The 22,326-nt window shown below is 72.5% G+C and carries 23 protein-coding genes; 10 read left to right on the plus strand and 13 right to left on the minus strand.

The features are described from left to right. Nucleotides 1-54: 54 nt before the first annotated feature. The gene (locus ACBJ32_RS46335) at nucleotides 55-1,848 is read left to right on the plus strand and encodes an ABC transporter (protein WP_375132282.1); all 1,794 of its coding nucleotides are present in this window, start codon (nucleotides 55-57) and stop codon (nucleotides 1,846-1,848) included. After that, nucleotides 1,845-3,611 (plus strand): YfjP family GTPase, encoded by a 1,767-nt coding sequence (locus ACBJ32_RS46340; protein WP_375132283.1) that lies wholly within the window; start codon nucleotides 1,845-1,847, stop codon nucleotides 3,609-3,611. The genes ACBJ32_RS46335 and ACBJ32_RS46340 overlap by 4 nt, the downstream gene beginning before the upstream one ends. Here the strand turns inward: ACBJ32_RS46340 and ACBJ32_RS46345 are convergent, their stop codons facing one another. From ACBJ32_RS46345 to tdh, 5 genes are read right to left on the minus strand one after another with little or no spacing between them, the layout of a single operon-like run. Then, nucleotides 3,612-4,787 (minus strand): MFS transporter, encoded by a 1,176-nt coding sequence (locus ACBJ32_RS46345; RefSeq protein ID WP_375132284.1) that lies wholly within the window; start codon nucleotides 4,785-4,787, stop codon nucleotides 3,612-3,614. Between the two features lie 23 nt (nucleotides 4,788-4,810). Continuing rightward, nucleotides 4,811-4,954, minus strand: coding sequence for a hypothetical protein (locus tag ACBJ32_RS46350; protein ID WP_375132285.1), 144 nt, complete (start codon nucleotides 4,952-4,954; stop codon nucleotides 4,811-4,813). 34 nt (nucleotides 4,955-4,988) lie between these two features. Next, nucleotides 4,989-5,891: a LysR family transcriptional regulator gene (locus tag ACBJ32_RS46355; protein WP_375132286.1), complete on the minus strand. Its 903-nt coding sequence runs from the start codon at nucleotides 5,889-5,891 to the stop codon at nucleotides 4,989-4,991. 36 nt (nucleotides 5,892-5,927) lie between these two features. Further along, nucleotides 5,928-7,097, minus strand: a complete 1,170-nt coding sequence (locus tag ACBJ32_RS46360) for a glycine C-acetyltransferase (RefSeq protein WP_375132287.1) — start codon at nucleotides 7,095-7,097, stop codon at nucleotides 5,928-5,930. Further along, on the minus strand, nucleotides 7,097-8,125 hold the full coding sequence (gene tdh, locus ACBJ32_RS46365) for an L-threonine 3-dehydrogenase (RefSeq protein ID WP_375132288.1): 1,029 nt from the start codon (nucleotides 8,123-8,125) through the stop codon (nucleotides 7,097-7,099). Before tdh ends, ACBJ32_RS46360 begins: the two co-directional genes overlap by 1 nt. 161 nt (nucleotides 8,126-8,286) lie before the next feature. On the opposite strand from tdh, the gene ACBJ32_RS46370 reads away from it, so the two are divergent. From ACBJ32_RS46370 to ACBJ32_RS46385, 4 genes are all read left to right on the plus strand, one after another. Beyond that, a complete protein-coding gene (locus tag ACBJ32_RS46370) occupies nucleotides 8,287-9,429 on the plus strand; it encodes an ROK family protein (protein ID WP_375132289.1) in 1,143 nt (380 codons plus the stop codon). 101 nt (nucleotides 9,430-9,530) lie between these two features. Further along, on the plus strand, nucleotides 9,531-10,724 hold the full coding sequence (locus tag ACBJ32_RS46375; RefSeq protein WP_375132290.1) for a Gfo/Idh/MocA family protein: 1,194 nt from the start codon (nucleotides 9,531-9,533) through the stop codon (nucleotides 10,722-10,724). A 12-nt stretch (nucleotides 10,725-10,736) separates the two neighbouring features. Then, on the plus strand, nucleotides 10,737-11,324 hold the full coding sequence (locus ACBJ32_RS46380; protein ID WP_375132291.1) for an RNA polymerase sigma factor: 588 nt from the start codon (nucleotides 10,737-10,739) through the stop codon (nucleotides 11,322-11,324). Then, entirely contained in the window at nucleotides 11,321-11,902 is a 582-nt protein-coding gene (locus ACBJ32_RS46385; protein ID WP_375132292.1) for a hypothetical protein, read from the plus strand. Before ACBJ32_RS46380 ends, ACBJ32_RS46385 begins: the two co-directional genes overlap by 4 nt. 90 nt (nucleotides 11,903-11,992) lie before the next feature. Here ACBJ32_RS46385 and ACBJ32_RS46390 read toward each other — a convergent pair whose 3' ends face one another. The 7 genes from ACBJ32_RS46390 to ACBJ32_RS46420 all read right to left on the minus strand — a co-directional run bounded on the left by ACBJ32_RS46390 (nucleotide 11,993) and on the right by ACBJ32_RS46420 (nucleotide 18,579). Next, nucleotides 11,993-13,069, minus strand: a complete 1,077-nt coding sequence (locus ACBJ32_RS46390; protein ID WP_357893606.1) for an SPFH domain-containing protein — start codon at nucleotides 13,067-13,069, stop codon at nucleotides 11,993-11,995. Between the two features lie 3 nt (nucleotides 13,070-13,072). Next, nucleotides 13,073-13,504 (minus strand): NfeD family protein, encoded by a 432-nt coding sequence (locus ACBJ32_RS46395; protein WP_357893608.1) that lies wholly within the window; start codon nucleotides 13,502-13,504, stop codon nucleotides 13,073-13,075. Nucleotides 13,505-13,578: 74 nt separating this feature from the next. Further along, nucleotides 13,579-14,718 (minus strand): Ig-like domain-containing protein, encoded by a 1,140-nt coding sequence (locus ACBJ32_RS46400; RefSeq protein WP_375132293.1) that lies wholly within the window; start codon nucleotides 14,716-14,718, stop codon nucleotides 13,579-13,581. A gap of 124 nt (nucleotides 14,719-14,842) precedes the next feature. Continuing rightward, on the minus strand, nucleotides 14,843-15,946 hold the full coding sequence (fahA, locus tag ACBJ32_RS46405) for a fumarylacetoacetase (protein ID WP_357893612.1): 1,104 nt from the start codon (nucleotides 15,944-15,946) through the stop codon (nucleotides 14,843-14,845). Beyond that, nucleotides 15,943-16,701, minus strand: coding sequence for a hypothetical protein (locus tag ACBJ32_RS46410; RefSeq protein WP_357893614.1), 759 nt, complete (start codon nucleotides 16,699-16,701; stop codon nucleotides 15,943-15,945). The genes fahA and ACBJ32_RS46410 overlap by 4 nt, the downstream gene beginning before the upstream one ends. Beyond that, nucleotides 16,698-17,870 (minus strand): homogentisate 1,2-dioxygenase domain-containing protein, encoded by a 1,173-nt coding sequence (locus ACBJ32_RS46415; protein ID WP_357893615.1) that lies wholly within the window; start codon nucleotides 17,868-17,870, stop codon nucleotides 16,698-16,700. The genes ACBJ32_RS46410 and ACBJ32_RS46415 overlap by 4 nt, the downstream gene beginning before the upstream one ends. A gap of 79 nt (nucleotides 17,871-17,949) precedes the next feature. Continuing rightward, nucleotides 17,950-18,579 (minus strand): IclR family transcriptional regulator, encoded by a 630-nt coding sequence (locus ACBJ32_RS46420; RefSeq protein WP_185100440.1) that lies wholly within the window; start codon nucleotides 18,577-18,579, stop codon nucleotides 17,950-17,952. A gap of 143 nt (nucleotides 18,580-18,722) precedes the next feature. Between ACBJ32_RS46420 and ACBJ32_RS46425 the strand changes: the two genes are divergently transcribed. The 4 genes from ACBJ32_RS46425 to ACBJ32_RS46440 all read left to right on the plus strand — a co-directional run bounded on the left by ACBJ32_RS46425 (nucleotide 18,723) and on the right by ACBJ32_RS46440 (nucleotide 20,993). Further along, a complete protein-coding gene (locus ACBJ32_RS46425; RefSeq protein ID WP_375132294.1) occupies nucleotides 18,723-19,280 on the plus strand; it encodes a hypothetical protein in 558 nt (185 codons plus the stop codon). A 39-nt stretch (nucleotides 19,281-19,319) separates the two neighbouring features. After that, nucleotides 19,320-19,865 (plus strand): NAD(P)/FAD-dependent oxidoreductase, encoded by a 546-nt coding sequence (locus ACBJ32_RS46430; protein WP_375132295.1) that lies wholly within the window; start codon nucleotides 19,320-19,322, stop codon nucleotides 19,863-19,865. After that, nucleotides 19,747-20,433 carry an NAD(P)/FAD-dependent oxidoreductase gene (locus ACBJ32_RS46435; protein WP_375132492.1) on the plus strand — a complete coding sequence of 229 codons (687 nt, stop codon included), beginning with the start codon at nucleotides 19,747-19,749 and terminating at the stop codon, nucleotides 20,431-20,433. Before ACBJ32_RS46430 ends, ACBJ32_RS46435 begins: the two co-directional genes overlap by 119 nt. A gap of 95 nt (nucleotides 20,434-20,528) precedes the next feature. Further along, a complete protein-coding gene (locus ACBJ32_RS46440; protein ID WP_375132296.1) occupies nucleotides 20,529-20,993 on the plus strand; it encodes a hypothetical protein in 465 nt (154 codons plus the stop codon). On the opposite strand, the gene ACBJ32_RS46445 is transcribed toward ACBJ32_RS46440, so the two are convergent. After that, nucleotides 20,975-22,231 (minus strand): MFS transporter, encoded by a 1,257-nt coding sequence (locus tag ACBJ32_RS46445; RefSeq protein ID WP_357893622.1) that lies wholly within the window; start codon nucleotides 22,229-22,231, stop codon nucleotides 20,975-20,977. The two genes, ACBJ32_RS46440 and ACBJ32_RS46445, sit on opposite strands and share 19 nt — an antisense overlap. Nucleotides 22,232-22,326: the final 95 nt, after the last annotated feature.

Below are 22,326 nucleotides of genomic sequence, written 5' to 3' on the forward strand. Positions count from 1 at the left end.
GCGGAATGCGGGTCAGTCCCCTGGACCGGCCGAGAACGGGGTTAGCGTGGTCCTATGGACCTGCTGCACGCGCTGGAGTCGCTGCGGCGACCGCTGGACAGGGAGCTGTTCCCGCTGGCGGTCGGCGAGGCGGACGCCGACCGGCGCGCGCTGCGCGAGCTGACCGGCCAGCTCGACGACTACCTGCTGCCCCGCCTGCGCGCCCTGGACGCCCCGCTGCTCGCCGTCGTCGGCGGCTCGACGGGTGCCGGCAAGTCCACGCTGGTCAACTCGCTGGTCGGCACGGACGTGGCCGAGCCGGGCGTGCTGCGCCCCACCACGCTGGTGCCCACGCTCGTGGTCAGCCCCGCCGACCGCTCCTGGTTCATGGGCCAGAACGTGCTGCCCGGCCTGTCCCGCGCCACCGGCGAAGGCCCGGGTGCGCTGCGCGTGGTGACCTCGCCCGCGCTGGGAGCGGGGCTGGCGCTGCTCGACGCGCCCGACATCGACTCCGTGGTGACCGCCAACCGCGAGCTGGCCTCCCAGCTCCTCGCTGCCGCCGACCTGTGGCTGTTCGTCACCACCGCCGCCAGGTACGCCGACGAGGTGCCGTGGAGCTTCCTGCGCTCCGCCCGCGAACGCAGCACCGCACTGGCCGTCGTGCTCGACCGGGTGCCCCCGGAGGCCGTCGAGCCCGTCTCCCGCGACCTCGCCCGCCTGCTCGCCGAGAACGGCCTCGAAGGCAGCCGGCTGTTCACCGTGCCCGAGGCGGCGCTGCCCGACGAGAAGGCCAGGCTGCCCGCCGCCTTCGTCGAGGACATCTCCTCCTGGCTCACGGGCCTGGCCGCCGACGCCGCGGAACGCTCGCGGGTCGTCCGCCAGACGCTGTCCGGAGCGCTCGACAGCCTGGCCACCCGGGTGCCCTCGCTGGCCGCCGCCGTCGAACGCCAGCAGGCCGCCTTCGACGGGCTGCGCTCCATCGTGGCGGGCGCGTACGCGGGCGGGATGGCCGACTTCGACGAGGGCATGCGGGACGGCTCGCTGCTGCGCGGCGAGGTGCTGGCCCGCTGGCAGGACTTCATCGGCACCGGCGACCTCATGCGCACCCTGGAGAGCCGCGTCGGATGGCTGCGCGACCGCGTCGTCGGCTTCTTCACGGGACGGATGCCGGAGGTCCAGCTCAGGGACGCGCTGGAGAGCGGCGTCGAGGCGCTGATCAGGGGCGCCGCCGACGGGGCCGCCGAGCGGGCCCTGGAGGGCTGGTCGGCCGCGCCCGGCGGCCCAGGTCTCCTCGAACGGCTCGGGGCCGTCGAGTCCGCCCGGCTCGGCCGCGCCTCGGCCGACCTCGCCAAGCGGGCCGAGTCGGCGGTGCGGGGATGGCAGGAGTACGTCCTCGACCTGGTTCGCGAGGAGGGAGCCGAGCGGCGCACCACCGCCAGGGTGGCCTCGTTCGGGGTGAACGGTGCCGGGCTGCTGCTCATGCTGGCCGTGTTCGCCTCCACGGGCGGGCTGACGGGGATCGAGGTGGGGATCGCGGGCGGGACGAGCGTGCTGTCGCAGAAGCTGCTGGAGGCCGTGTTCGGCGACCAGGCGGTGCGGTCGCTGACCGCGCGGGCCAGGGAGGACCTGCGGGAACGGGTGCGCGGGCTGCTGGACGAGGAGGCGGCCAGGTTCACCGCCCGGCTGGAGCCGGTGGAGCCGCCCCGGGGCACGGCGGAGGCACTGCGCGCGGCAGCCGGACGCATCCGCGACCACCGCGCCGAGCTGCCCGCGGCGGTGACGGCGGAGCTGCCCGTACTGGGGGCTGCGGACGAGGCGCGGGTGAAGGACGTACCGGAGGCCGGGGACACGCCGGAGGAGAGGCCGTGAAGCTGCTGCGGCGCAAGGAAGGGCCGTCGCTCGACTCCCGGCTGGCCGCCCTGCTGGAGGCGGCCACGCTGGGCGAGGGGCGGCTGTCCGAGCGGGCGGTGTCGGGCGCGCGTGCCGTGGCGGAACGCGCCGGGGTACGCCGCGAGCTCTCCATCGACCACACGGTGGCCGCCCTGGCCGGTGCCACGGGCAGCGGCAAGTCCTCGCTCTACAACGCGCTGGCGGGTGAGAACCTGGCGGACGTGGGCGTCACCAGGCCCACGACCTCGACCGCCCAGGCGGCGCTGTGGGACGGCGAGGGCGCGGGGCCGCTGCTGGACTGGCTGGACATCCCGCGCCGCCACTCCGCCGCCGACCCGGGCCTGTCCGGGCTCGTCCTGCTGGACCTGCCCGACCACGACTCCATCCGGCTGTCCCACCGCCTGGAGGTGGACCGGCTGGTGGAGCAGGTCGATCTGCTGGTGTGGGTGGTGGACCCGCAGAAGTACGCCGACGCCGCGCTCCACGAGCGATACCTGCGCCCGCTGGCCGGGCACCGGGACGTGATGGTCGTGGTGCTCAACCAGGTGGACCGGCTGCCGGCCGACGCGGTGGAGCGCTGCCTGCGCGACCTGCGCCGCCTCCTGGACGACGACGGGCTGCCGGGGATCCCGGTGCTCGCCGTCTCGGCCCGTACGGGGCGGGGCATGGACGAGCTCCGGGCGCTGCTCGGGGAGCGGGTCTCGGAACGCAGGTCCTGGTCGGCCCGGGTGGCCGCCGACATCACCACCGCCGCCGGCAGCCTCGCCGCCGCCGGCCCTCCACAGGCTGTGGAGGGCGACGGCGACATGCCAGGCCTTCCCCCGGCCGGCGCGGGGGCGGAGGGCGGGGCGCTGGCGCTCGGGCGGGAGGAGCCCGCCGGGGCGGGGGCGTCCGGCGAGGCGCAGGCGAGGAGCGGCGGCGTCGCCAAGCGCGTGGCCGGGGCGGAGCGGGCGCTCACCGGTACGCTGTGCGCGGCGGCCGGGGTGCCCGTGGTCGTGGAGGCCGTGGCGAAGGGGCACCGGCACCGGGCCGTCGTCGCCACCGGATGGCCGGTCACCAGGTGGATCAGGAAGTTCCGCCCCGATCCCCTGCGCAGGCTGCGGCTCGGCGGCATGGCGCCCAGGGGCCGATCGGGCGGCGGGCAGCCGGGCGGGGAGATCGTCGGCCGTACGTCCGTGCCGGCGGCGTCGGCCGTGCAGCGGGCGCAGGTCGAGACGGCGGTCAGGGACGTCGGCGAGGTGGCGGCGGCCGGGCTGCCCGCGGCGTGGGCGGTGGCGGTGCGGCAGGCGGCCAGGTCACGCGCTCAGGAGCTGGCGGACGCGGTGGACCGGGCGGTGGCCACGACGTCCGCCGTCGGCACGAGGCGGCCCCGGTGGTGGCGGGCCGTGAACGTGCTGCAGTGGCTGGTGTTCGCGGCCATGCTGGCCGGTGCCCTGTGGCTGGGCGTGCTGTTCGGGATGGACTACCTGCGCCTGCCTCAGCCGCCGCTGCCGACCGCCGGGGTGGTGCCGTGGCCGACGGTGCTGCTGGTGGGCGGCGCGCTGGCGGGGGTGCTGATCGCGCTGCTGTCGAGGCTGGCGGCCTGGGCGGGCGGCAGGCGCAGGGCCCGCCGTACGGCCAGGGCGCTGCGCGAGTCCATCGGCGGGGTCGGCAGAAAGCTCGTGCTGGAGCCGGTGGAGGCGGAGCTGGACACGTACGCGCGCTTCACCGAGGCCGTGGAGCTGGCCCGCGCCTCCACCTGATCAGCGGCGCCGGAGCAGCGGGGTCGCCAGCACCGCCCCCGCCAGCGCGAACGCGGCGCCCGCCAGGAAGGGAGCGCCGTGGCCGAAGCGCTCCCCGACGACCCCGGCCACCGCCGCTCCCGCCGCGCCGCCCACCCCGAGCCCGGTCGAGACCCAGCCGAACGCCTCCGCCTGCGCGGTGGGCGCGTACTCGTCCACCAGCAGTGACGACGTCGTCAGCGCCGGGTTGAGCACCAGCCCGCCGGCGAACAGCACCACGCAGAACACCGGCAGCGGCTCGATCAGCACCAGCGGCGCCAGCGCGAGCCCGAGCAGCAGCATCAGCCCCACCAGCCGAACCCGGGCCGGGGCGCGCCACGCGCGGGCCCCGTAGGCGGCGGCCCCCGTGATGCCGCCCAGCGACAGCGCCGCCACCAGCACCCCCGTGGCGGCGGGCACGTCGCGGGCGGTGGCCAGCGCGGGCAGCCCCACCTGCAGGGCCCCGAAGGTGCCGCCGTGCAGCAGCACGACGGCCATCAGCACCAGCATCCGGCGGTCGGCGAAGGCCCGCCCCCGCTCGCGCCGGTGGCCGTCCCCGCCCGCCTGGAGCGCCCGGGCGAAGGCCAGCGTGCCGGCCCCGGCCGCCCCCGCGACCAGGCCCAGCGCGAGCGACGCCGAGGCCACCGCGATCAGCAGCCCGAACACCAGCGGCCCGGTGAGCATGGCCAGCTCCTGCACCAGGTAGACCAGGCTGTAGGCGGCAGTGCGACCCCCGTCGGCGACCCTGCGGCCCCACTCGACCCGCATGCTGACGGAGACCGGCGGCAGCCCGATGCCCGCGATCCAGGCCAGCACCACCATGGGCCACCACGGCGAGCCGGGCCGCGCGCTCGCGAGCAGCGCCAGCAGGGCCGCCACGTGCAGGAGGGCGGTGCCCGCCAGCACGATCCTGGCCCCGTGGCGGTCCATGAGCCGCCCCTGCACCGGCCGGCCCATGCCGGCCCCGACGGAGAACGCCGCCGTCGCCGCCCCGGCCAGGGCCAGCGAACCGCTCGCGCCCTGCGCCACGAGCACGATCCCGACGGGCGCCACCTGCTGCGTGAGCTGGGCCAGGAACCCGAGCCCGGCCTGCGGCGCGACCCCGGGCAGGCCGAGCAACCTCCGGTAGGGGAGGCCGCCCGGCCCGTTCCGTGTCATGTGCCGCACGCTACCCCTGAAGATCAGGAGATGGAGCAGCCGTACGCTCTCTGCGACTTCTCGTTCTGGAAGGCGATCTCCTCTTCCGGCATCGGCGTCTCCGACACCGACAGGGTGGCCACGCCGGGCTCGGTGAGGAAGCCGCCGTCCTCCCGATCGGCGAACACGCCTGAGGAGATGTCCGGATATGGGCCGAGTGTTTCAGCCCGTTCCGAGGGATCCGGCCACCTCGCGGAGGGCCGCGAGGAGCGGGCGCAGGAGGGGATGGGCGTCGGAGCCGCGGCGTACGGCGGCGAAGACGCGGCGCTCGGGGCCCGGCGTCTGCCGTACAACCACCCCGGACAGCGCCATGTCGCGCAGCGCCAGCCGTGGCACCAGCGCCACCCCGGCCCCCGCCCCGACCAGGGCGACCACGGCGCGGAAGTCGTCGGAGCAGTGCACCAGGCCCGGCGTGAAACCCGCCTGCTGGCAGGCGAAGGTGATCACGTCGTGCACCGGGTTGCCCGGGTAGGGGCCGATCCACGTCTCGGAGGCCAGCGACACCAGCGTGGCCGAGCCGGCCAGCGGATGGTCGCGGGGGAGCACCAGGTCGAACGGCTCGGCGTACAGCGGGCGGCGCGACAGCCGGGGATCGGCGGCGTCGGGAGCGCCGCGGTACTCCACGGTGACGGCCAGGTCCGCCTGGCCGTCCAGCAGCATGGCCAGGCTGTGGTCGCCCTCGGCGTCCTGCACGCGCACGCGCACGCCGGGCGACGTCTCGCGCAGGGCGGCGATGGCGGGGGAGAGCACGGCGCTGATCGCGGTGGCGAAGCAGGCCACGGTGACCTCGCCCGCCTCGCCCGTCGTGTACGCCGCCACCTCGGCCTCGGCGCGTTCGAGCTGGGCGAGGACCTGGTTCGCGTGACCCAGCATGATCCTGCCCACGGCGGTGAGGTGCACGCCGCGCCCGTCACGGGTCAGCAGGCGGTGCCCCACCTCGTGCTCCAGCGCCACGAGCTGCTGGGACACGGCGGAAGGCGTCAGGTGCAGCGCGGCCGCCGCGGCGGTGACCGTGCCGTGGTCGGCCACCGCGCGCAGCGTACGCAACCGCCGCGTGTCTATCACGCAGCGAGGATACTCAGCTCGACGACGGGCGAGGGCTCAGCCCCGTGCCTGGACGAACGCCTGGACGGCGCGGTCCACGTCCTGCTCGGAGTGGGCGGCCGAGAGCTGCACACGGATCCTGGCCTGCCCGTGCGGCACGACGGGGTACGAGAAGCCGATCACGTAGATGCCCAGGTCGAGCAGGCGTTCGGCCATGGCGCCGGCCTCGGCGGCGTCGCCGATCATGACGGGCACGATCGGGTGGTCGCCCGGCAGGATGTCGAACCCGTTCCTGGTCATCTCGCTGCGGAAGCGGGCGGTGTTGGTGCGCAGCCGCTCGCGGGCGTCGTTCGAGGTCTCCAGCAGGTCGAGGATGCGCAGCGACGCCGAGGCGATGACGGGCGCGAGGGAGTTGGAGAACAGGTACGGGCGCGAGCGCTGCCGCAGCAGCTCGCAGATCTCCTTGCGGGCCGCGACGTAGCCGCCGCTGGCCCCGCCCAGGGCCTTGCCGAGCGTGCCGGTGATGATGTCGATCCTGTCGGTGACGCCGTGCAGCTCGGGCGTGCCGCGGCCGGTCGGGCCGACGAAGCCGACGGCGTGGGAGTCGTCGACCATGACCATGGCGTCGTACTGCTCGGCCAGGTCGCAGATCTCCCGCAACGGCGCGAGGTATCCGTCCATGGAGAACACGCCGTCGGTGACGATCAGCCGCCGCCGCGCCTGCGACGCCTCCTTCAGGCGGGCCTCCAGCTCGGACATGTCGCGGTTGGCGTACCGGAAGCGCTGGGCCTTGGACAGGCGGATGCCGTCGATGATGCTGGCGTGGTTGAGCGCGTCGGAGATCACCGCGTCCTGGGCGTCGAGCAGGGTCTCGAACACGCCGCCGTTGGCGTCGAAGCAGGAGCTGTAGAGGACGGTGTCCTCCATGCCGAGGAAGTCGGACAGGCGGGCTTCGAGCTCCTTGTGCACCTCCTGGGTGCCGCAGATGAAGCGTACGGAGGCCATGCCGAACCCCCACCGGTCCAGCGCCTGCTTGGCGGCCTCGACCACGGTGGGCTCGTCGGCCAGGCCCAGGTAGTTGTTGGCGCAGAAGTTGAGCACCTCGCGGCCGGCCACGCTCACCTGGGAGCTCTGCGGGGTGGAGATCACGCGTTCGGGCTTGAGCAGGCCCGCCTCGGTGATCTCGTCGAGCGTCGTACGCAGTTGCTGGCGCACGTTCGTGAACATCACAGACTCCAATCCAGGATGACCTTGCCGGTCCGGCCGCTGGCCGCCGTGTCGAAGGCGGCGTCGAAGTCCCGGTACGAGAACCGGTCGGTGATCACGGGGGAGAGGTCGAGGCCCTTCTCCAGCAGGACGGACATGTTGTACCAGGTCTCGTACATCTCCCGGCCGTACACGCCCTTGATCGTGATCATGGAGGTGACGATGGTGGACCAGTCGACGGCGAACTCCTCGGCGGGCAGGCCCAGCATGGCGATCTTCCCGCCGTGGGCCATGCTGGCGATCATGTCGCGCACGGCCACCGGGTTGCCGGACATCTCCAGCCCGACGTCGAAGCCCTCGCGCAGGTGGAGCTGGCGCATGCCCTCGGCGATCGAGGAGCGGGAGACGTTCACAGCGAGGGAGACGCCGAGCTTGCCGGCCAGGTCGAGGCGCTCGTCGCTGACGTCGGTGATCATCACGTTGCGCGCGCCGACGTGCGTGGCCACGGCCGCCGCCATCAGGCCGATCGGGCCGGCGCCGGTGATCAGCACGTCCTCGCCGACCAGGGGGAAGGACAGCGCGGTGTGCACGGCGTTGCCGAACGGGTCGAAGATGGCCGCCACGTCGGGGTGGACGGGCACGCGGTGCACCCAGACGTTCGAGGCGGGCAGCGTGACGTACTCGGCGAAGGCGCCGTCCCTGTTGACGCCGAGCCCGATCGTGTTGGCGCACAGGTGCCTGCGGCCGGCCATGCAGTTGCGGCACTTGCCGCAGACGATGTGCCCCTCGCCGCTGACGAGGTCGCCGACGGCGATGTCCTCGACGCCCGGCGCCACCTCGACCACGTGACCGGAGAACTCGTGCCCGACGATGAGCGGGAGCTCCAGCGTGTGCCGCGCCCAATCGTCAAATTTCCGAATATGTAGGTCTGTGCCGCAGATGCCGGTCCGCAGCACCCGGATCTTCACCTCGCCGGGACCGACCTCGGGCTCGGGCACGTCCACCAGCCACAGGCCGGCCTCGGCCCGCTCTTTGACCAGCGCTTTCATGGCCCCCCACTTTCGCCGTTACGAACCTAGTGCACTGTGCCCGCCAGGCACGGGACGTGTCCATCGAGGAGTTCTTAAGTGCCCCCACAGCTCTGCTTCACGCGACCGCCTTACCTGGCAGAATTAGACAAACTCCTTGAAATAACCGGTTTGGAGGTCAGGTGCGACAGCAGGGCGGTGACGCCTCTCTCCTGCGCAGGCTCAACTCGGCGGCGATCCTGCGCGTCCTGCGCGAGAGCGAGGTGGCCACGCTGTCGGAGCTGGCGAGGGCGGCCCGCGTGTCCAGGCCGACCGCCGAGGTCGTCGTGGAGGACCTGCTCGCCGAGGGGTGGGCGGAGGAGTGCGGCGAGGAGCCGGGCGACCGCCGGCGCGGCCGGCCGGCCAGGCGCTTCCGGTTCCGCGCGGCGGCCGGGCACGTGGTGGGGGTCGGCGTGGGCGCGTCCGGGCTGCGGGCCATGGTCACCGACCTCAACGGCGCCGTCGTGGCCGCGCGCCGCGTGCCCGGCCACCCCTCGGCGCCCGCGGGCGACCGGCTCGACGCCATCGCGGAGCTGGTCGGCGCGGTGGTGGCCGAGGCGGGGCTGACGGTGCCGGACGTGGCCGCCGTGGGCGTCGGCACCACCGGGACGGTGGACGGCTCCGGCCGGGTCGTCAAGAGCGTCGCGCTGGCCGGGTGGACGGGGCTCGACCTGCGGGGCGAGCTGTCCCGCCGGCTCCCCGCGCCGGTGCTGGTGGACAACGACATGCGGCTGGCCGTGCTGGCCGAGCACTGGCGAGGGCAGGCGCGGGGCCGCCAGGACGTGGTCTACCTCTTCACCGGCAGCAGGCTGGGGCTGGGGCTGCTCATCGGCGGCAGGCCGCATCGCGGCGCGCATGCCGCCTCGGGCGAGATCGGGCGGCAGCCCGGCGACCACTGGCGGGCCTACCGGCACATGACCGACTACGCGATCTCGGTCGAGCCCGGGGAGATGCGCTCGCAGCGCGAGGCCGCCGAGTTCGCGATCCAGCGGGCCCGGGCGGGCGACGAGCAGGCCGTGCGTGCCGTCAGGGACTTCGCCCGCCATCTCGGCGAGGGCCTGATCACGGTGGTCAACCCGCTGGACCCGGAGATGGTGGTGATCGGCGGCAGCCTGGCCAGGGCCGGTGACCTGCTCATCGAGCCCATCAGGGAGAGGTTCGCGGAGGTCTGCCTCTACCCGCCGGTCGTGGTGGCCTCGGGCCTGGGCGGCGAGTGCATCGCGCTGGGAGCGGTCAGGCTGGCGCTCGAGCATGCCGACCGGCAGCTCTTTACGCCCGGGCCGTGAAGGGATCTGCCGGAAAAGAGGGAATATCAATCATGTTTGCGTAGAATCGCATGATTTAAGCTGGCTTCTTGGATAAATCGGCGCTGTCGGAAGGAACCCCCGTGGAAGACCTGCGCATCGGAGTCATCGGCCTCGGCCTGCGGACCAGCCTCGCCCTGGCGGCGCACCGGCCCGGCAAGGGCGCGGTGGTGGCCGCGCTGTGCGACTCCGACCCGGCGGTGCTCAAGAGGCAGGCGGGCAAGTTCGAGGCGGAACTCCTCACCGAGGACTACCGCGAGCTGCTCGACCGGCCCGACCTCGACGCCGTCGTGGTGAACACGCCCGACGACACGCACGAGCGCCTGGCCATCGACTGCCTGCGCGCCGGCAAGGCCGTCTACCTGGAGAAGCCGATGGCCATCACGGTGGAGGGCTGCGACAACATCCTGCGCGCCGCCCGCGAGAGCGGCACCAGGCTGTACGTCGGGCACAACATGCGGCACATGGGCGTGGTCAGGCTGATGCGCGACATCATCGCCAAGGGCGTCATCGGCGAGCCGAAGACGGTCTGGGTGCGCCACTTCGTCTCGTACGGGGGCGACTACTACTTCAAGGACTGGCACGCCGACCGCACCCGCACCACCGGCCTGCTCCTGCAGAAGGCGGCGCACGACCTCGACGTGATCCACTGGCTCGCCGGCGGCTACACGACCAGGGTGAACGCCCTGGGCGACCTCATGCTCCACGGCGACCTGCCGCGCCGCGCGCCCGGCACCCCGCGGCCCGACGGCTGGCTCCAGGAGTACGAGTGGCCACCCACCGCACGCAAGAACCTGCACCACGTCGTGGACGTCGAGGACGTGTCGGTGATGAACATGCGCCTGGACAACGGGGTCATCGCGGCCTACCAGCAGTGCCACTTCTCGCCCGACTACGTGCGCAACTACACGGTGATCGGCACCGAGGGCCGCCTGGAGAACTTCGGCGACGGGCCCGGGGACACGGTCAAGGTGTGGAACACCGGGCCCACCGGGTACCGGGACGACTGCGACATCGCGTACAAGGTGCCGGCGGCGACGGGCTCGCACGGGGGCGCGGACATGGAGATCGTCACGGAGTTCCTCAGGTTCGTCAGGGAAGGCGGGGCGACCGACACCTCGCCGGTGGCGGCCAGGATGAGCGTGGCGGCCGGGTACATGGCGACGATGTCGCTGCGGGACGGCGGCATGCCGTACGACGTGCCGGCCCTGGACGCGGACCTGGCGGCGTACTTCGACCGCGGCCAGACGGAACCGGGGAGCGCGTCCGGACAGTAGACATATGTGGATATGTCGACACGCGCCCGCATCCGTGCCGGCGACCAAGAGGCGTTCGGACGGCTCTTCGACGAATGCGCGAAGGCCGTCTACAACCATGCCTTCCGGCTGACCGGCAACTGGTCCACCGCCGAGGACGTGATGGCGCTGACCTTCCTGGAGGCCTGGCGCTTACGGGAGCGGATCGATCCCGAGGGCGGCTCGCTGCGGCCCTGGCTGCTGGGCATCGCCACCAACGTGCACCGCAACGTGCGCCGGGCCGCCCGCAGGCACGACGACGCGCTGGCCAGGATGCCCAGGGGCGAGACGGTGCCGGACTTCGCCGAGGAGGTCGTGGGCCGCATCGACGACGCCGAGCGCCTGGCCGCCGTGCGCGGGGCGTACGGGCGGCTGCGCCGCCAGGAGCAGGACGTCTTCGCGTTGTGCGTCTGGGCCGGGCTCGACTACGCCCAGGCGGCGGAGGCGCTCGGCATCCCGGTGGGCACGGTGCGCTCGCGGCTCTCGCGGGCCCGCAGGAAACTCGCCGACGCGGGGGAACCCCCTCCCGTCAGCCGACAGGTAGTAGGTGACCAAGGCCCGGCGAAGGAGGAGATCCGATGAACATGCCGGCTGAACGCGATCTTCCCGAGGGCCGTCACCGACTGCTCAAGGAGTTCGTGATGACCGAGATCGACGCGACCCCGCGCAGGCGCCGCCTGCCTCGCCTCACCGTCCTGGCCCCCGCCCTGGGGCTGGCGGCCGCCGCGGCGGTGGCGGTGCCGCTGTTCCTGGGCGGCTCGCCCGCCTACGCGGTGTCCAAGCTGCCTGACGGGCTGATCCACATCGACATCAGGGAGGCCAAGGACCCGGACAAGCTGGAGGCGGACCTGCGCGACATGGGGGCGAACGTGGTCGTGGACTACATCCCCCGGGGCAAGAAGTGCGAGCCCCAGCCCCGCAGCAGCCACTTCCTCAGCACGGAGGAGGCCCCGCTGCACGTGTTCCCCACACCCGAGGACGCCGGGCCGGGCTTCGTCATCGATCCCCGCGTGATCGGGCCGGACCGGACGGGGGTCCTGGAGTTCAGCGTGTCGGAGAACAACGGAGGGGTCGTCGCGGGGATCTGGGCCCGGGTGGGCGAGGGGCCGATCGCCGAGTGCACCCTGGTGGACACCACCGAGGCGCCGCTGTCGCACTGATCGGGGCGCGGCCCCCAGGAACGGCGCCCTCGCCGGGGCGGGGAAGGGCGAGGGCGCCTGCCGCCGCGCACGCGGCAGGCGCCGCCAGACTCAGCGCTCGGCCTCGGAAGGCTTCTTGTCCAGGTCGGGGAAGGGCGACGGCTCCTTGACCGCCTGAGTGATCTGCCGCGGCCCGTTCGGGCTCTCCGCCTCCTGGGCGTCGGCCACCGCCTCGGCCGCGGCCTCCGAGGCCTTGGCCGCCTCCTCGTCGGCCGCCGAGGTGTCGGGCACCTCGTCCCGCGTGGCCGCCGAGCGCGGCAGGGCCTCCGTGAACGCCTTCGAGACGCCCTGCAGGGCCGAGGTGACCTCGCTCGGGATCACCCAGAACGTGTTGCCGTCGCCCTGCGCGAGCTGCGGGAGCACCTGCAGGTACTGGTAGGCCAGCAGCTTCGGGTCGGGGTCGTTGCGGTGGACCGCCTGGAAGACCTGGTCGATGGCGCGCGACTGGCCCTCGGCCTCCAGGATCGCGGCCGTGCGCTGGCCCTCGGCCCGCAGGATGCGGCTCTGCTTGTCGCCCTCCGCCGTGAGGATCTGCGACTGCCGCTGGCCCTCGGCGTTCAGGATCGCCGCGCGCTTGTCGCGCTCGGCCCGCATCTGCTTCTCCATCGCGTCCTTGATGGTCTTCGGCGGGTCGATGGCCTTGATCTCGACGCGGTTGACCCGCAGCCCCCACTTGCCGGTGGCCTCGTCGAGCACGCCGCGCAGCTGGCTGTTGATGGTGTCGCGGGAGGTGAGGGTCTTCTCCAGGTCCATGGAGCCGACGACGTTGCGCAGGGTGGTGACGGTGAGCTGCTCGACGCCGGTGATGTAGTTGGCGATCTCGTACGCCGCCGCCCGCGGGTCTGTCACCTGGAAGTACAGGACGGTGTCGATCTCGACGACCAGGTTGTCCTCGGTGATGACGGGCTGGGGGCGGAAGGACACGACCTGCTCACGCAGATCGATCACGGGGTAGACGCGGTCGATGTACGGGATGACGAAGTTGAGCCCGGGTTTGAGCGTCCGGTGGTAGCGGCCGAGGCGCTCGACGTTGCGGGCACGGGCCTGCGGGATGATCCGCACCGCCTTCAGCAGGGTCATCACGGCAAAAAGTATGACGAACAGTCCGACCAGCAACAGCGGATCCATGGGTCACTCCCGGGGATATACGAGGGCTGTCGCCCCTTCGATCTCGATGATGTCGACCGTCGCCCCAGTGGGGATCACGAGCGTCTCGTCGTAGGCACGCGCCGACCATTCCTCGCCCCCGACGCGCACGCGGCCGTCGCGGCCCGTCACTTCGGACACGACGTACGCGGGTTTACCGACGAGCGCTTCCACACCGAACCGCTGCAACGGCGGCTGGTTGATATGACGCATCGCGATCGGCCTGAGCACCAGCAGGCCGGCCGCGGAGGACACCGCGAAGAAGATCAACTGCAGGGGCACGGGCAGACCGAGGGCCGCCGTGGCGGCTGTCAGCAGAGCCGCGGCGCCCAGCAGGCCGAGCGAGGCTGTGAGCGTGAATATTTCGGCCACGCCGAGGACGACCGCGAGGATTATCCAGATGATCCATTCATCCATGTCCTGGCCCTCCTGATGGGACAACGGGCCTGCATCCGCGAGTGGTTCCTCCTCCCTCTACCGTAGTCCCGATATCAGCGCTGCGGGACCCTCGCGCCTGGGTCGTCGATTTCCGCCAGCGCGCTGCCCTGCCGCCATTTCTCCCACGGCAGTTGCCAGAAACCCCAGCCGTTGTCCCATTCGAGGACGCGGTCGGTGCCCGTGATCGTGACGGGGTCGCCGCGCAGCGAGGAGGCGTAGAACCAGGCCGCCTGGTCAGGCCTGGCGTTGACGCAGCCGTGGCTCACATTCGACCGGCCCTGGGCCCACACGTTGTCCTTGGCGTGCACGTATTCCCCGCTGTTGGAAATGCGCACGGCATGGTCGATCATCAGGTCGTAATAGCCGGGATCACCTTTTTGCCGGCCGGGGGAGATCATGCGCACCGGATTTCCCTTGTCCATGGTCAGATGAATGCCGCTGGTCGTGGTGTATTCGGTGGTGGTGGCCATGCCGGCGCTGATGGCCATGCGCTGGGCGACTGTGCCGTCGCGCAGGACGACCATCTGGTGGGTCCTGGTGTCGATGGTGCTGGTCTGCCTGCGGCCGACGGTGAAGGCGAAGGTGGAGTCGGTGGCGCCGTAGAGGCCGTCGCCCGCGCGCACGCCCGCCAGGTGCGCCGTGACCGTGACCTGCTGCCTGGACGCCCACAGCCGCCGGGTGCGGTAGACCACCTGCGTGTCGGAGGTCCATCGCCAGGCGCCTTCCAGCGGCGCCTGCGCCCGCACCTCGAGCGCGCGCTCGACGGCCGCCTTGTCCTCGATGGGCGCGTCGAAGTCGATGACGATCGGCATGCCCACGCCGACCGTCTCGCCGGGCAGCGGCGCGGTGGTGGCCACCTGGAACGTCCGGGCGGCGGTGCGGGTGCGCAGGCGGCCCATCGCGACCGTGGCGGGCGCGCCCTCGCGGGTGGCGGTGGCGGTCACCGTGTATTCGGCCCCGGGCCGGAGAGTCCAGTCGGTGCGCCACGTCGTGCGCGAGTCGTCGAGCCGGCCGGGCACCGGCTCGCCGCTCTCGTAGACCAGCACCTGGGCGAGCGTGCCGCCCTGCGACCTGATCACCAGGCCGCGATCGGTCCGGGCGCGCTTGGAGTCGAAGGGCGGCCAGACCTGTACGACGGGCGGCGCCGCCGGAGGCCCTGCCGCGCCGGAACCGCAGCCACCAACCAGGAGCAAGCACCCGCAGACCAGGAGAAAGGCGACACAAAACGTCGCGGCACGCCGCATGTGACTCCTGCTTTCCGAGGGAAGGGGTGATCCCAGGGTAGCGGTGAGTCACCGTGCAAGCACACGGAGTCAGCTATCCGACAGTTCCGGAAACTTCGCCCAATGTCAGCCCGCCAGCGGTGGCCCGGATCGTCACCGTGTCGCCGTCCTGCAGGAACGTGCGCGTCTCGCCGCCCGACAGCTTGATCGGATCGGTGCCGTTCCAGGTCAGCTCGATGAGCGAGCCGCGCTCGCCCCGCTCGGGGCCCGAGATCGTGCCGCTGGCGAACAGGTCCCCGGTCCGCAGCGAGGCCCCGTTCACCGTCAGGTGGGCGAGCATCTGGTCGGGCGTCCAGTACATGGCCGAGTACGGCGGCCGCGACACGACCTCGCCGTTGAGCAGGATCTCCAGCTCGATGTCCAGGCCCCAGTCACCCTGCCTGCGCAGGTACGCGGCCGGCTCCGGGTCCTGGGCCCTGCCGGGGATCCTGGGCAGCGCCTCCAGCGGCGTGACCCAGGGCGAGACCGACGTGGCGAACGACTTGGCCAGGAACGGCCCCAGCGGCACGTACTCCCACGCCTGGATGTCCCGCGCGCTCCAGTCGTTGACCAGCGTCACCCCGAACACGTGGTCCTCGAACGCCCCCGCGGGCGAGCCCATCGTGGTCGGCACGCCCACCACGAAGCCCAGCTCCGCCTCGATGTCGAGCTTCTGGCACGGCCCGAACACCCCCGCCCCGAGCTGCCCCTGGGGCCGCCTGACCGGCGTGCCCGACACCACGACCGTGCCCGACCTGCCGTGGTAGCCGACGGGCAGGTGCCGCCAGTTCGGCTGCAGCGGCTCCGAGCCCGGGCGGAAGATCTTGCCGATGTTGCTCGCGTGGTCGATCGAGCAGTAGAAGTCGACGTAGTCGGCCACCTCGAACGGCAGGTGCAGCCGTACCTGGTCCAGCGGGATCAGGTGCCGCTCGGTGACGGACCGGTCGCCGGTGAGCTTGTTCCTGATCAGGGCCCTGGTGTCGTGCCAGGCCACGCGGCCCCTGGCCATGAACGGGTTGAGCGAGGGGGCGGCGAAGACCTCGTCGTGCAGGGCGGCGGCCAGGTCGAGCACCTTGTCGCCGTACCGGACGCCGACCCTGGGCTCCTGCCCCGGGCAGGAGAAGACGCCGTACGGCAGGTTGTCCACATCCCAGCTCATGAGATCAACCCCAGCGTGCGCAGGTCGTCGATGGGCGCGCTGGTGTTGCACGAGCCGTAGCTCACCAGCAGTTGCCGCGCCCGCCGTGCCGTGTCCTCCTGGACGGCGTTCGCCATCCGTACGAGATGGCCGACGTCGGTCGTGCGCAGCACGGGCGCCGGGTCGCGGCCCTCCACGGCCTCGCAGACGCCCAGCAGCAGGTTCAGGAAGCCGTGCCGGTCCACGCCGAGCGAGGGGTCGAAGTGGCGTACGGCGTGGTGCAGCCCGGCCGAGGCCTTGAACGGGATGCCGCTCTCCGCGCAGGACCTGATGAACTGCCCCAGGTGCTCGACGGGCGGGAACGCCTCGGCCGTCGTGCCGCCGCAGCGCACCTTCAGCCCGACGCCGTCGGGCACGTCCACGGCCATCTTGCGCGGGGGCACCTCGGCGAACAGCCGCACGCCGTCGCGCAGCTCCAGCCGGCCGGCCAGCTCCTCGACGGACGTGTCGGGCGGCAGCCGCATCTCGACGTAGTCGACCGGCAGGTCGCCCCAGTCGGGCAGCGTGCTGGTGTCCGCGATCAGCCCGATCCTGCGCGGCCGGTAGTCCATGCCGCGCAGCCGCTCCAGGCGGCTGGCCGGGCAGAGGAAGCGGTGGGTGAGCACCTCGCTGCCCCGCTCCAGGTCGCGCCGGTTGCGCTTCAGGGCCTCGTCCATGTGCAGGGACGTCGGCGGGAACAGGCCCGCGTCGTCCACCAGTGCGGTGTAAAGATTCATCGTGCCCAGGTCCAGGCGTATCCGGGGTCCTCGCAGGACAGTGCGCCCTGGCCGAGGTCGAGCGGGCGGAACGTGTCCACCATGACGGCCACCTCGCTGGTCGTCGTGACGCCGCGTGAGACGGCGTCGATCACCGCCTCCACGGCTCCCGGCTGCGGCCCGTGCGTGAAGCCGGCCGGGTGCAGCGAGATCGAGCCCACGTCGATGCCGGAGCCCGCGCGGGCCGAGTAGTCGCCGCCGACGTAGAACATGAACTCGTCGGAGTCCACGTTGTGATGGTTGTACGGGATCGGCACGGCCTCCGGGTGGTAGTCGAGCGGCCGCGGGCAGAACGAGCACACCACGAACCCCGGCCCCTCGAACGTCTGGTGCACCGGCGGCGGCGCGTGCGTCTTCTTCACGATCGGCTCGAAGTCCTCGATGTTGAACGCGAACGGATAGAGGTATCCGTCCCAGCCCACCACGTCGAACGGGTGGTTGCGGTAGACGAGCCTGGTCAGCCCGCCGCGCGTGCGGACCAGGACCGGCACCTCCTCGCCCTCGACCACGAGCGGCTCGGACGGGGCGCGCAGGTCGCGCTCGCAGTAGGGCGCGTGCTCCAGGAACTGGCCGTACTGCGACAGGTAGCGCTTGGGCGGCCTGATGTGCCCGGCCGCCTCGATGGCCAGCACGTTCGCCGGGCCGCCCTGCGGGACCCAGCGGTGGATGGTGCCGGTCGGGATCACCACGTAGTCGCCCTCGGCGGCCTCGATCACGCCGTACGTGGACTCGAAGCGCGCCCGCCCCCGCTGGACGTAGACGCACTCGTCGCCCATGGAGTTGCGGTAGAGCTCGCTGGGCTGGTCGCTGGTCGCGTACGACAACCGGACGTCGCCGTTGCCTGCCAGCGTCATCCGGCCGGTGACCAGGTCGCCCGCGCTGATGAGGTCCTGGGTGCGGAAGTGGCGCGGCGAGAGTGGCAGGTTGGGTTCGAGCCGCGTCTCCACGGCCGGCGTGACCGCGTCGGCCTTGATGATCGCGGTGGGCAGGTGGCGGTGGTAGAGCAGCGAGGAGTCGGACGAGAAACCCTCCTCGCCCATCAGCTCCTCCGCGTACAGACCGCCGTCCGGCCGTCTGAACTGCGTGTGCCGCTTGCGCGGCACCTCTCCCACGACCCGGTAGTACGGCATCGGCCCCTCCATGCCTGTCCGACTATCGGACGCAAGTGTCCTCTATATGAAACTACCGTCCGCCATCGGCGAGGAGATGTCAACCCAGAGCGGCGGCCAGCTCCGCGGCGGCGGCGACCACGCGCGGCCCCGTGGACTCCTCCAGCGGCCCGAACGTCACCACCCCCACCGACGCCTCCAGCCACGGCAGCCCGGTCACGGGCGCGGCGACGCCTCGTGCCCCCTCCTGCAACTGCCCCTCCGTCACGAAGTAGTCGTGCCGCCCCTCCCGCAGGGCGAGAATCGCCTGCCCCGCCGCGCCCTTGGCCAGCGGATGGCGCGAGCCCTCGCGGTAGGCCACGTGCATCTTCGTCCAGGACGGCTCGACCACCGCGACGGCCAGCCCGTCGTCACCCTCGGCCACGGTCAGGTGCGCGGTCGCGCCCACCTGCTCGGCCAGCCGCCGCAACGTCGGCACCGCCGCCGCGCGCAGCAGCGGCTGCACGGCCTGCGCCAGCGCCAGCACCCCGAACCCGAGATGCACCCGCCCCTCGGCGTCCCTGCGCACGAACCCCTCGCCCAGCAGCGTCGTCAGCAGCCGGTACACCACGGGGCGGCTCAGCGACAGCTCGGCGCTCAGCTCGGTCGGCGTGCGCCCGCCCTTGCCGTCGGCGAGCAGTCGGAGCAGGCGGAGCCCGCGTTCCAGGGTCTGAGCTGATTCAGCGGCCATGCGACCGATTATGGAGTCACGCTCCGCTGTGAAGAGGACGGTGAAGGGGGTACGTATCGGCGTAGAAGAGCCGGGGGGTAATGATGCGGCAAACGTGGGTTCTCCTGCTTGCCGGGTTGGCGATGTGCGCCCTTTCGCCTGCCATGCCCTCGCTCACCACGCCCATGGTCCCGGTGGCCCGCGAGACGCCCGCCGACCAGAGCCTGGTGGAGAGCACGTTCTACGTCACCGTGGGCATCGAGGTGAACCAGTCGCTGCTGCCCGTCGCCAAGGGCGTCACCTTCCGCCCCGCCTACCTCGCGGTCGGCGTCAAGGTCGACCAGGGCGGCCGCCTGTACGGCAAACCGCAGCGGTCCGGCACGTTCGTCGCCACCGTGCAGGTCTGCTCCGGGGCGTCGTGCCGTCAGCAGGACGTCACGCTCGTGGTGCTGGCCAACGTGCCGTGGGAGCCGCGCGAGCTGACCTTCCCCGGCAAGGCCGGCACGGCGCTGAGCGGTGAGATCGGCATCAACGGCGGCCCCGCCGGGGTGGTGCCCACCTTCACCGTGACCGACCACGACAAGGTGCCCGAGGGCGTGAGCATCGGCCCTGACGGCCAGGTGGGCGGCGTCCCCGCCGCGCCCGGCATCTCCGAGGTGCCGGTGCGCATCTGCGTGGCGGGCAACTGCGCCGGCGTGGTCGTCCGGCTCATCATCGTCTGAGTCTTGTGGCGGGGCCCGGTTTCCGGTCACCGTGGTCTCATGAAATCGGTCATTGTGGTCGGAGCGGGCATTTGGGGGTCGTCGCTGGCCTTGCGGCTGGCCGAAACCGGCTGGCGGGTGACGCTGGTCGAGCAGCACAGGCCGGGGCACGTACGGCAGGCCAGCGCCGGCGAGACGCGGCTGCTGCGCTGCGCCCACGGGGCCGACGACTGGTACGCCCGCCGCGCGTGGGAGGCCAGGGACGGCTGGCGGCGGCTGGGCGAGCGGGCGGGGGAGGAGCTCTACCTGGAGGCCGGGATGGTGTGGTTCGCCAGGACCCCCGGCGGGTGGGAGCACGCCAGCGCCCAGGTGCTGAAGGGTCTGGACATCGAGTGCGAGGAGCTGGATCCGGCCGACGGCGCCAGGTTCTTCCCCGACTTCAGCGGCGACGGCCTCCTTCCTGCTCTGGGAGCCGAACGCGGGCGTGATCAGGGCCAGGCGGGCCACCCAGGTGACCGCCGGCCTGGCGGCGTACGCCGGGGTCCGGCTGGTCAGGGCGCGGGCGCTGCCCGTGCCGGAGGAGAGCGCGGTCATGGTCGACGGTGAGCTCCACCGCGCCGACCGGGTGGTGTGGGCGTGCGGCGCCTGGCTGCCCCAGCTCTTCGACGGGCTGCCGATCACCGTGACCAAGCAGGACACGCTGCACTTCGCGGTGCCGCCCGCCTGGTCGGTCCCCGAGACCCCGGCCTGGGTCGACTACGACGCCTCCGCCTACGGGCACGGCGACGTGGACGGGGTGGGCATGAAGTCCACCTCCGACGCGGAGGGGCGGCCGTACGAGCCGGAGCACGGCAGCCGCGCGGTCGACCCGGACAGCGTCGAGCGGGCCGCGGGCTACCTGGGCCGCAGGTTCCCCGCGCTGGCGCAGGCGCCGGTGCTGTTCAGCCAGGTCTGCCAGTACGCGCTCACGCCGGACGCCGAGTGGCTGCTCGCCGAGACCGCACCCGGCGTGTGGCTGCTCGGCGGGGACTCGGGGCACGGGTTCAAGCACGCGCCGGCGCTGGCCGGGTACGTGGCGGGCGTCCTGGACGGCGAGCACGCGCCGGACCCGCGCTTCGGGCTGCACGAGCGCGTCCCTACCCGTGGCCTGCGGACAAGCGGCCGGACGGGGTAGGGCGCACCCCACCGGAACTCGGGGGACGGCGGGCATGATCCGGACAGGGTGCGCGACGGAGACTGCGGTATCACCACTTTTCCGGAGGTTCCGTCATGAGCACCACCACCACTGCCGTCAGGATCGAGCCGGCCCCGCCCGTCGTGCACACCGCCGCCATGCTGTGGCTGTCGGCCGTCGCGTTCGGCGCGTTCGAGGCCGTGCTGGTGATCGGCAAGCTGCTGTACGAGGGCACGCCGGTGCTCGACGTGCTGCCGCAGGGCGGGTTCCGGCTGGCCGTCTTCGCCGGGGCGGTCTTCCTGGCGCTGAAGCTGAAGGGCGGCGCGAACTGGGCCCGCTGGACGCTGGCGGGGACGCTCGGCGTGTTCGGCACGCTCTCACTGGTCAAGGAGCCGATCGAGTGGCTGCTCGCGGGCGGCTCGATCGCCGAGGCCATGACCGGGGCCGACGCGATGGCGTGGGTCTTCGCGGCCAGCCGGGTGCTGCACGTGCTGGCCGTGCTGGGGGCGCTGGTGCTGATGTTCCAGCCCAGGGCCGGCGCCTACTTCAGGTCGGCGTGAGCGGTGGCCCGCGGCTCCGGCGCGCGCAGGTTGCGCACGCCGGGCGACAGCAGCGCGGCCAGCGTGGAGATCACCACGATGACCGCGCAGCCGAGCAGCGACTCCCGGGTGCCGAACCAGCCTGCCGCGGGCCCGGCCAGCAGCAGCCCGATCGGGCCGAACATCAGCGAGCCGAGCAGGTCGTACGAGCTGACCCGCGACAACGACTCGGCCGGGATCTCGCGCTGCATCGTGGTCTGCCAGAGCACGCCGAACACGTCGAAGCACACGCCGAGCACGAACGCCCCGCCCACGATCGCCCACAGCGGCGCGTCCAACCCGAGCAGCAGGTACGGCAGCGCGGCAGGGAAGCAGAGCAGCACCCCGACCAGGATCGGGCGGCGCGGCCGCACCCGCAGCGACACCAGCACGCCGACGATCGTCCCGACGGCCTCGCCCGCCAGGAAGCCCGACCAGGCCAGCGGCCCGCCCAGGCTCTCCTTGGCCAGCAGCGGCCCGAGCACGCCGTGCCCGGCCTGGATGGCCATGACGAGCAGCGAGAACTGCGCGACCACGACCCAGATCCACTGCCGGGAGCTGAACTCCCGCCAGCCGTCACGCAGGTCGGCCAGCACCGAGTGGGCCTCGCCCCGTGAGCGGTCGCCGGGCGCCAGCCGCAACATCGCGATCAGCACGCCCGCGACGGAGAACATCGCGCCGCTCGTGATCAGCGCCCAGCCCCCGCCGACCAGCACCACCGTGCCGCCGCCGAGCACCGCGCCGGCCACCCGCGAGGCGTTCGCGCCCAGGCCGAGCAGCGCGTTGCCGGTCTGCAGCCGCTCCGGGGGGACGACCTCGGGGATGATGCCGGTGAGCGCCGGGAACGTGACCGCCGTGGCCACCCCGGCCAGCGCCGCCGCCGAGATCAGCGCGGGCATCGGGGTCCAGCCGGTGAGCAGCATGACGCCCAGCGCGAAGAACCCGGCCGCCATGAGGAGCTCGCCCGCCATCATCACCCGCTGGCGCGGGAGGCGGTCCGCGATCACGCCGCCGACCAGCATGAACGCGATCATGGGCAGAGCCTCGGCGGCGAGCACCGCCGACAGCGTGGAGGCGGTCGCGCCCGGCAGGTTGAGCACGCCGAACGCCAGCGCCACGGGGGCGAACGCGCTGCCGAGCATGGAGATCGTCCGCGCCGACAGCAGCAGCGCGAAGCGGCGGTCCCGGAGCAGGCCGAGGTCGCGGAGAAAACTATGCATCGGCGCAAACTCCCTAAAAGCAGCCAAACCCCGCTATTCTGCCGCAACTCGCACCCGCTGTCGTGTGGATATTTATTGTCACGCCGGCAACAAGA

Source organism: Nonomuraea sp. GTA35 (assembly GCF_041950525.1).
Classification (GTDB): Bacteria; Actinomycetota; Actinomycetes; order Streptosporangiales; family Streptosporangiaceae; genus Nonomuraea.

Excerpts from the sequence above, each read along its gene's own strand:
- ACBJ32_RS46430 (WP_375132295.1), top strand. The coding sequence starts at position 19,320 with ATGAAATCGGTCATTGTGGTCGGAGCGGGCATTTGGGGGTCGTCGCTG.
- fahA (WP_357893612.1), bottom strand. The coding sequence starts at position 15,946 with ATGAGCTGGGATGTGGACAACCTGCCGTACGGCGTCTTCTCCTGCCCG.
- ACBJ32_RS46345 (WP_375132284.1), bottom strand. The coding sequence starts at position 4,787 with ATGACACGGAACGGGCCGGGCGGCCTCCCCTACCGGAGGTTGCTCGGC.
- ACBJ32_RS46445 (WP_357893622.1), bottom strand. The coding sequence starts at position 22,231 with ATGCATAGTTTTCTCCGCGACCTCGGCCTGCTCCGGGACCGCCGCTTC.
- ACBJ32_RS46380 (WP_375132291.1), top strand. The coding sequence starts at position 10,737 with ATGTCGACACGCGCCCGCATCCGTGCCGGCGACCAAGAGGCGTTCGGA.
- ACBJ32_RS46440 (WP_375132296.1), top strand. The coding sequence starts at position 20,529 with ATGAGCACCACCACCACTGCCGTCAGGATCGAGCCGGCCCCGCCCGTC.
- ACBJ32_RS46410 (WP_357893614.1), bottom strand. The coding sequence starts at position 16,701 with ATGAATCTTTACACCGCACTGGTGGACGACGCGGGCCTGTTCCCGCCG.
- ACBJ32_RS46415 (WP_357893615.1), bottom strand. The coding sequence starts at position 17,870 with ATGCCGTACTACCGGGTCGTGGGAGAGGTGCCGCGCAAGCGGCACACG.
- ACBJ32_RS46425 (WP_375132294.1), top strand. The coding sequence starts at position 18,723 with ATGCCCTCGCTCACCACGCCCATGGTCCCGGTGGCCCGCGAGACGCCC.
- ACBJ32_RS46395 (WP_357893608.1), bottom strand. The coding sequence starts at position 13,504 with ATGGATGAATGGATCATCTGGATAATCCTCGCGGTCGTCCTCGGCGTG.
- ACBJ32_RS46390 (WP_357893606.1), bottom strand. The coding sequence starts at position 13,069 with ATGGATCCGCTGTTGCTGGTCGGACTGTTCGTCATACTTTTTGCCGTG.
- ACBJ32_RS46385 (WP_375132292.1), top strand. The coding sequence starts at position 11,321 with ATGAACATGCCGGCTGAACGCGATCTTCCCGAGGGCCGTCACCGACTG.
- tdh (WP_375132288.1), bottom strand. The coding sequence starts at position 8,125 with ATGAAAGCGCTGGTCAAAGAGCGGGCCGAGGCCGGCCTGTGGCTGGTG.
- ACBJ32_RS46360 (WP_375132287.1), bottom strand. The coding sequence starts at position 7,097 with ATGTTCACGAACGTGCGCCAGCAACTGCGTACGACGCTCGACGAGATC.
- ACBJ32_RS46420 (WP_185100440.1), bottom strand. The coding sequence starts at position 18,579 with ATGGCCGCTGAATCAGCTCAGACCCTGGAACGCGGGCTCCGCCTGCTC.
- ACBJ32_RS46335 (WP_375132282.1), top strand. The coding sequence starts at position 55 with ATGGACCTGCTGCACGCGCTGGAGTCGCTGCGGCGACCGCTGGACAGG.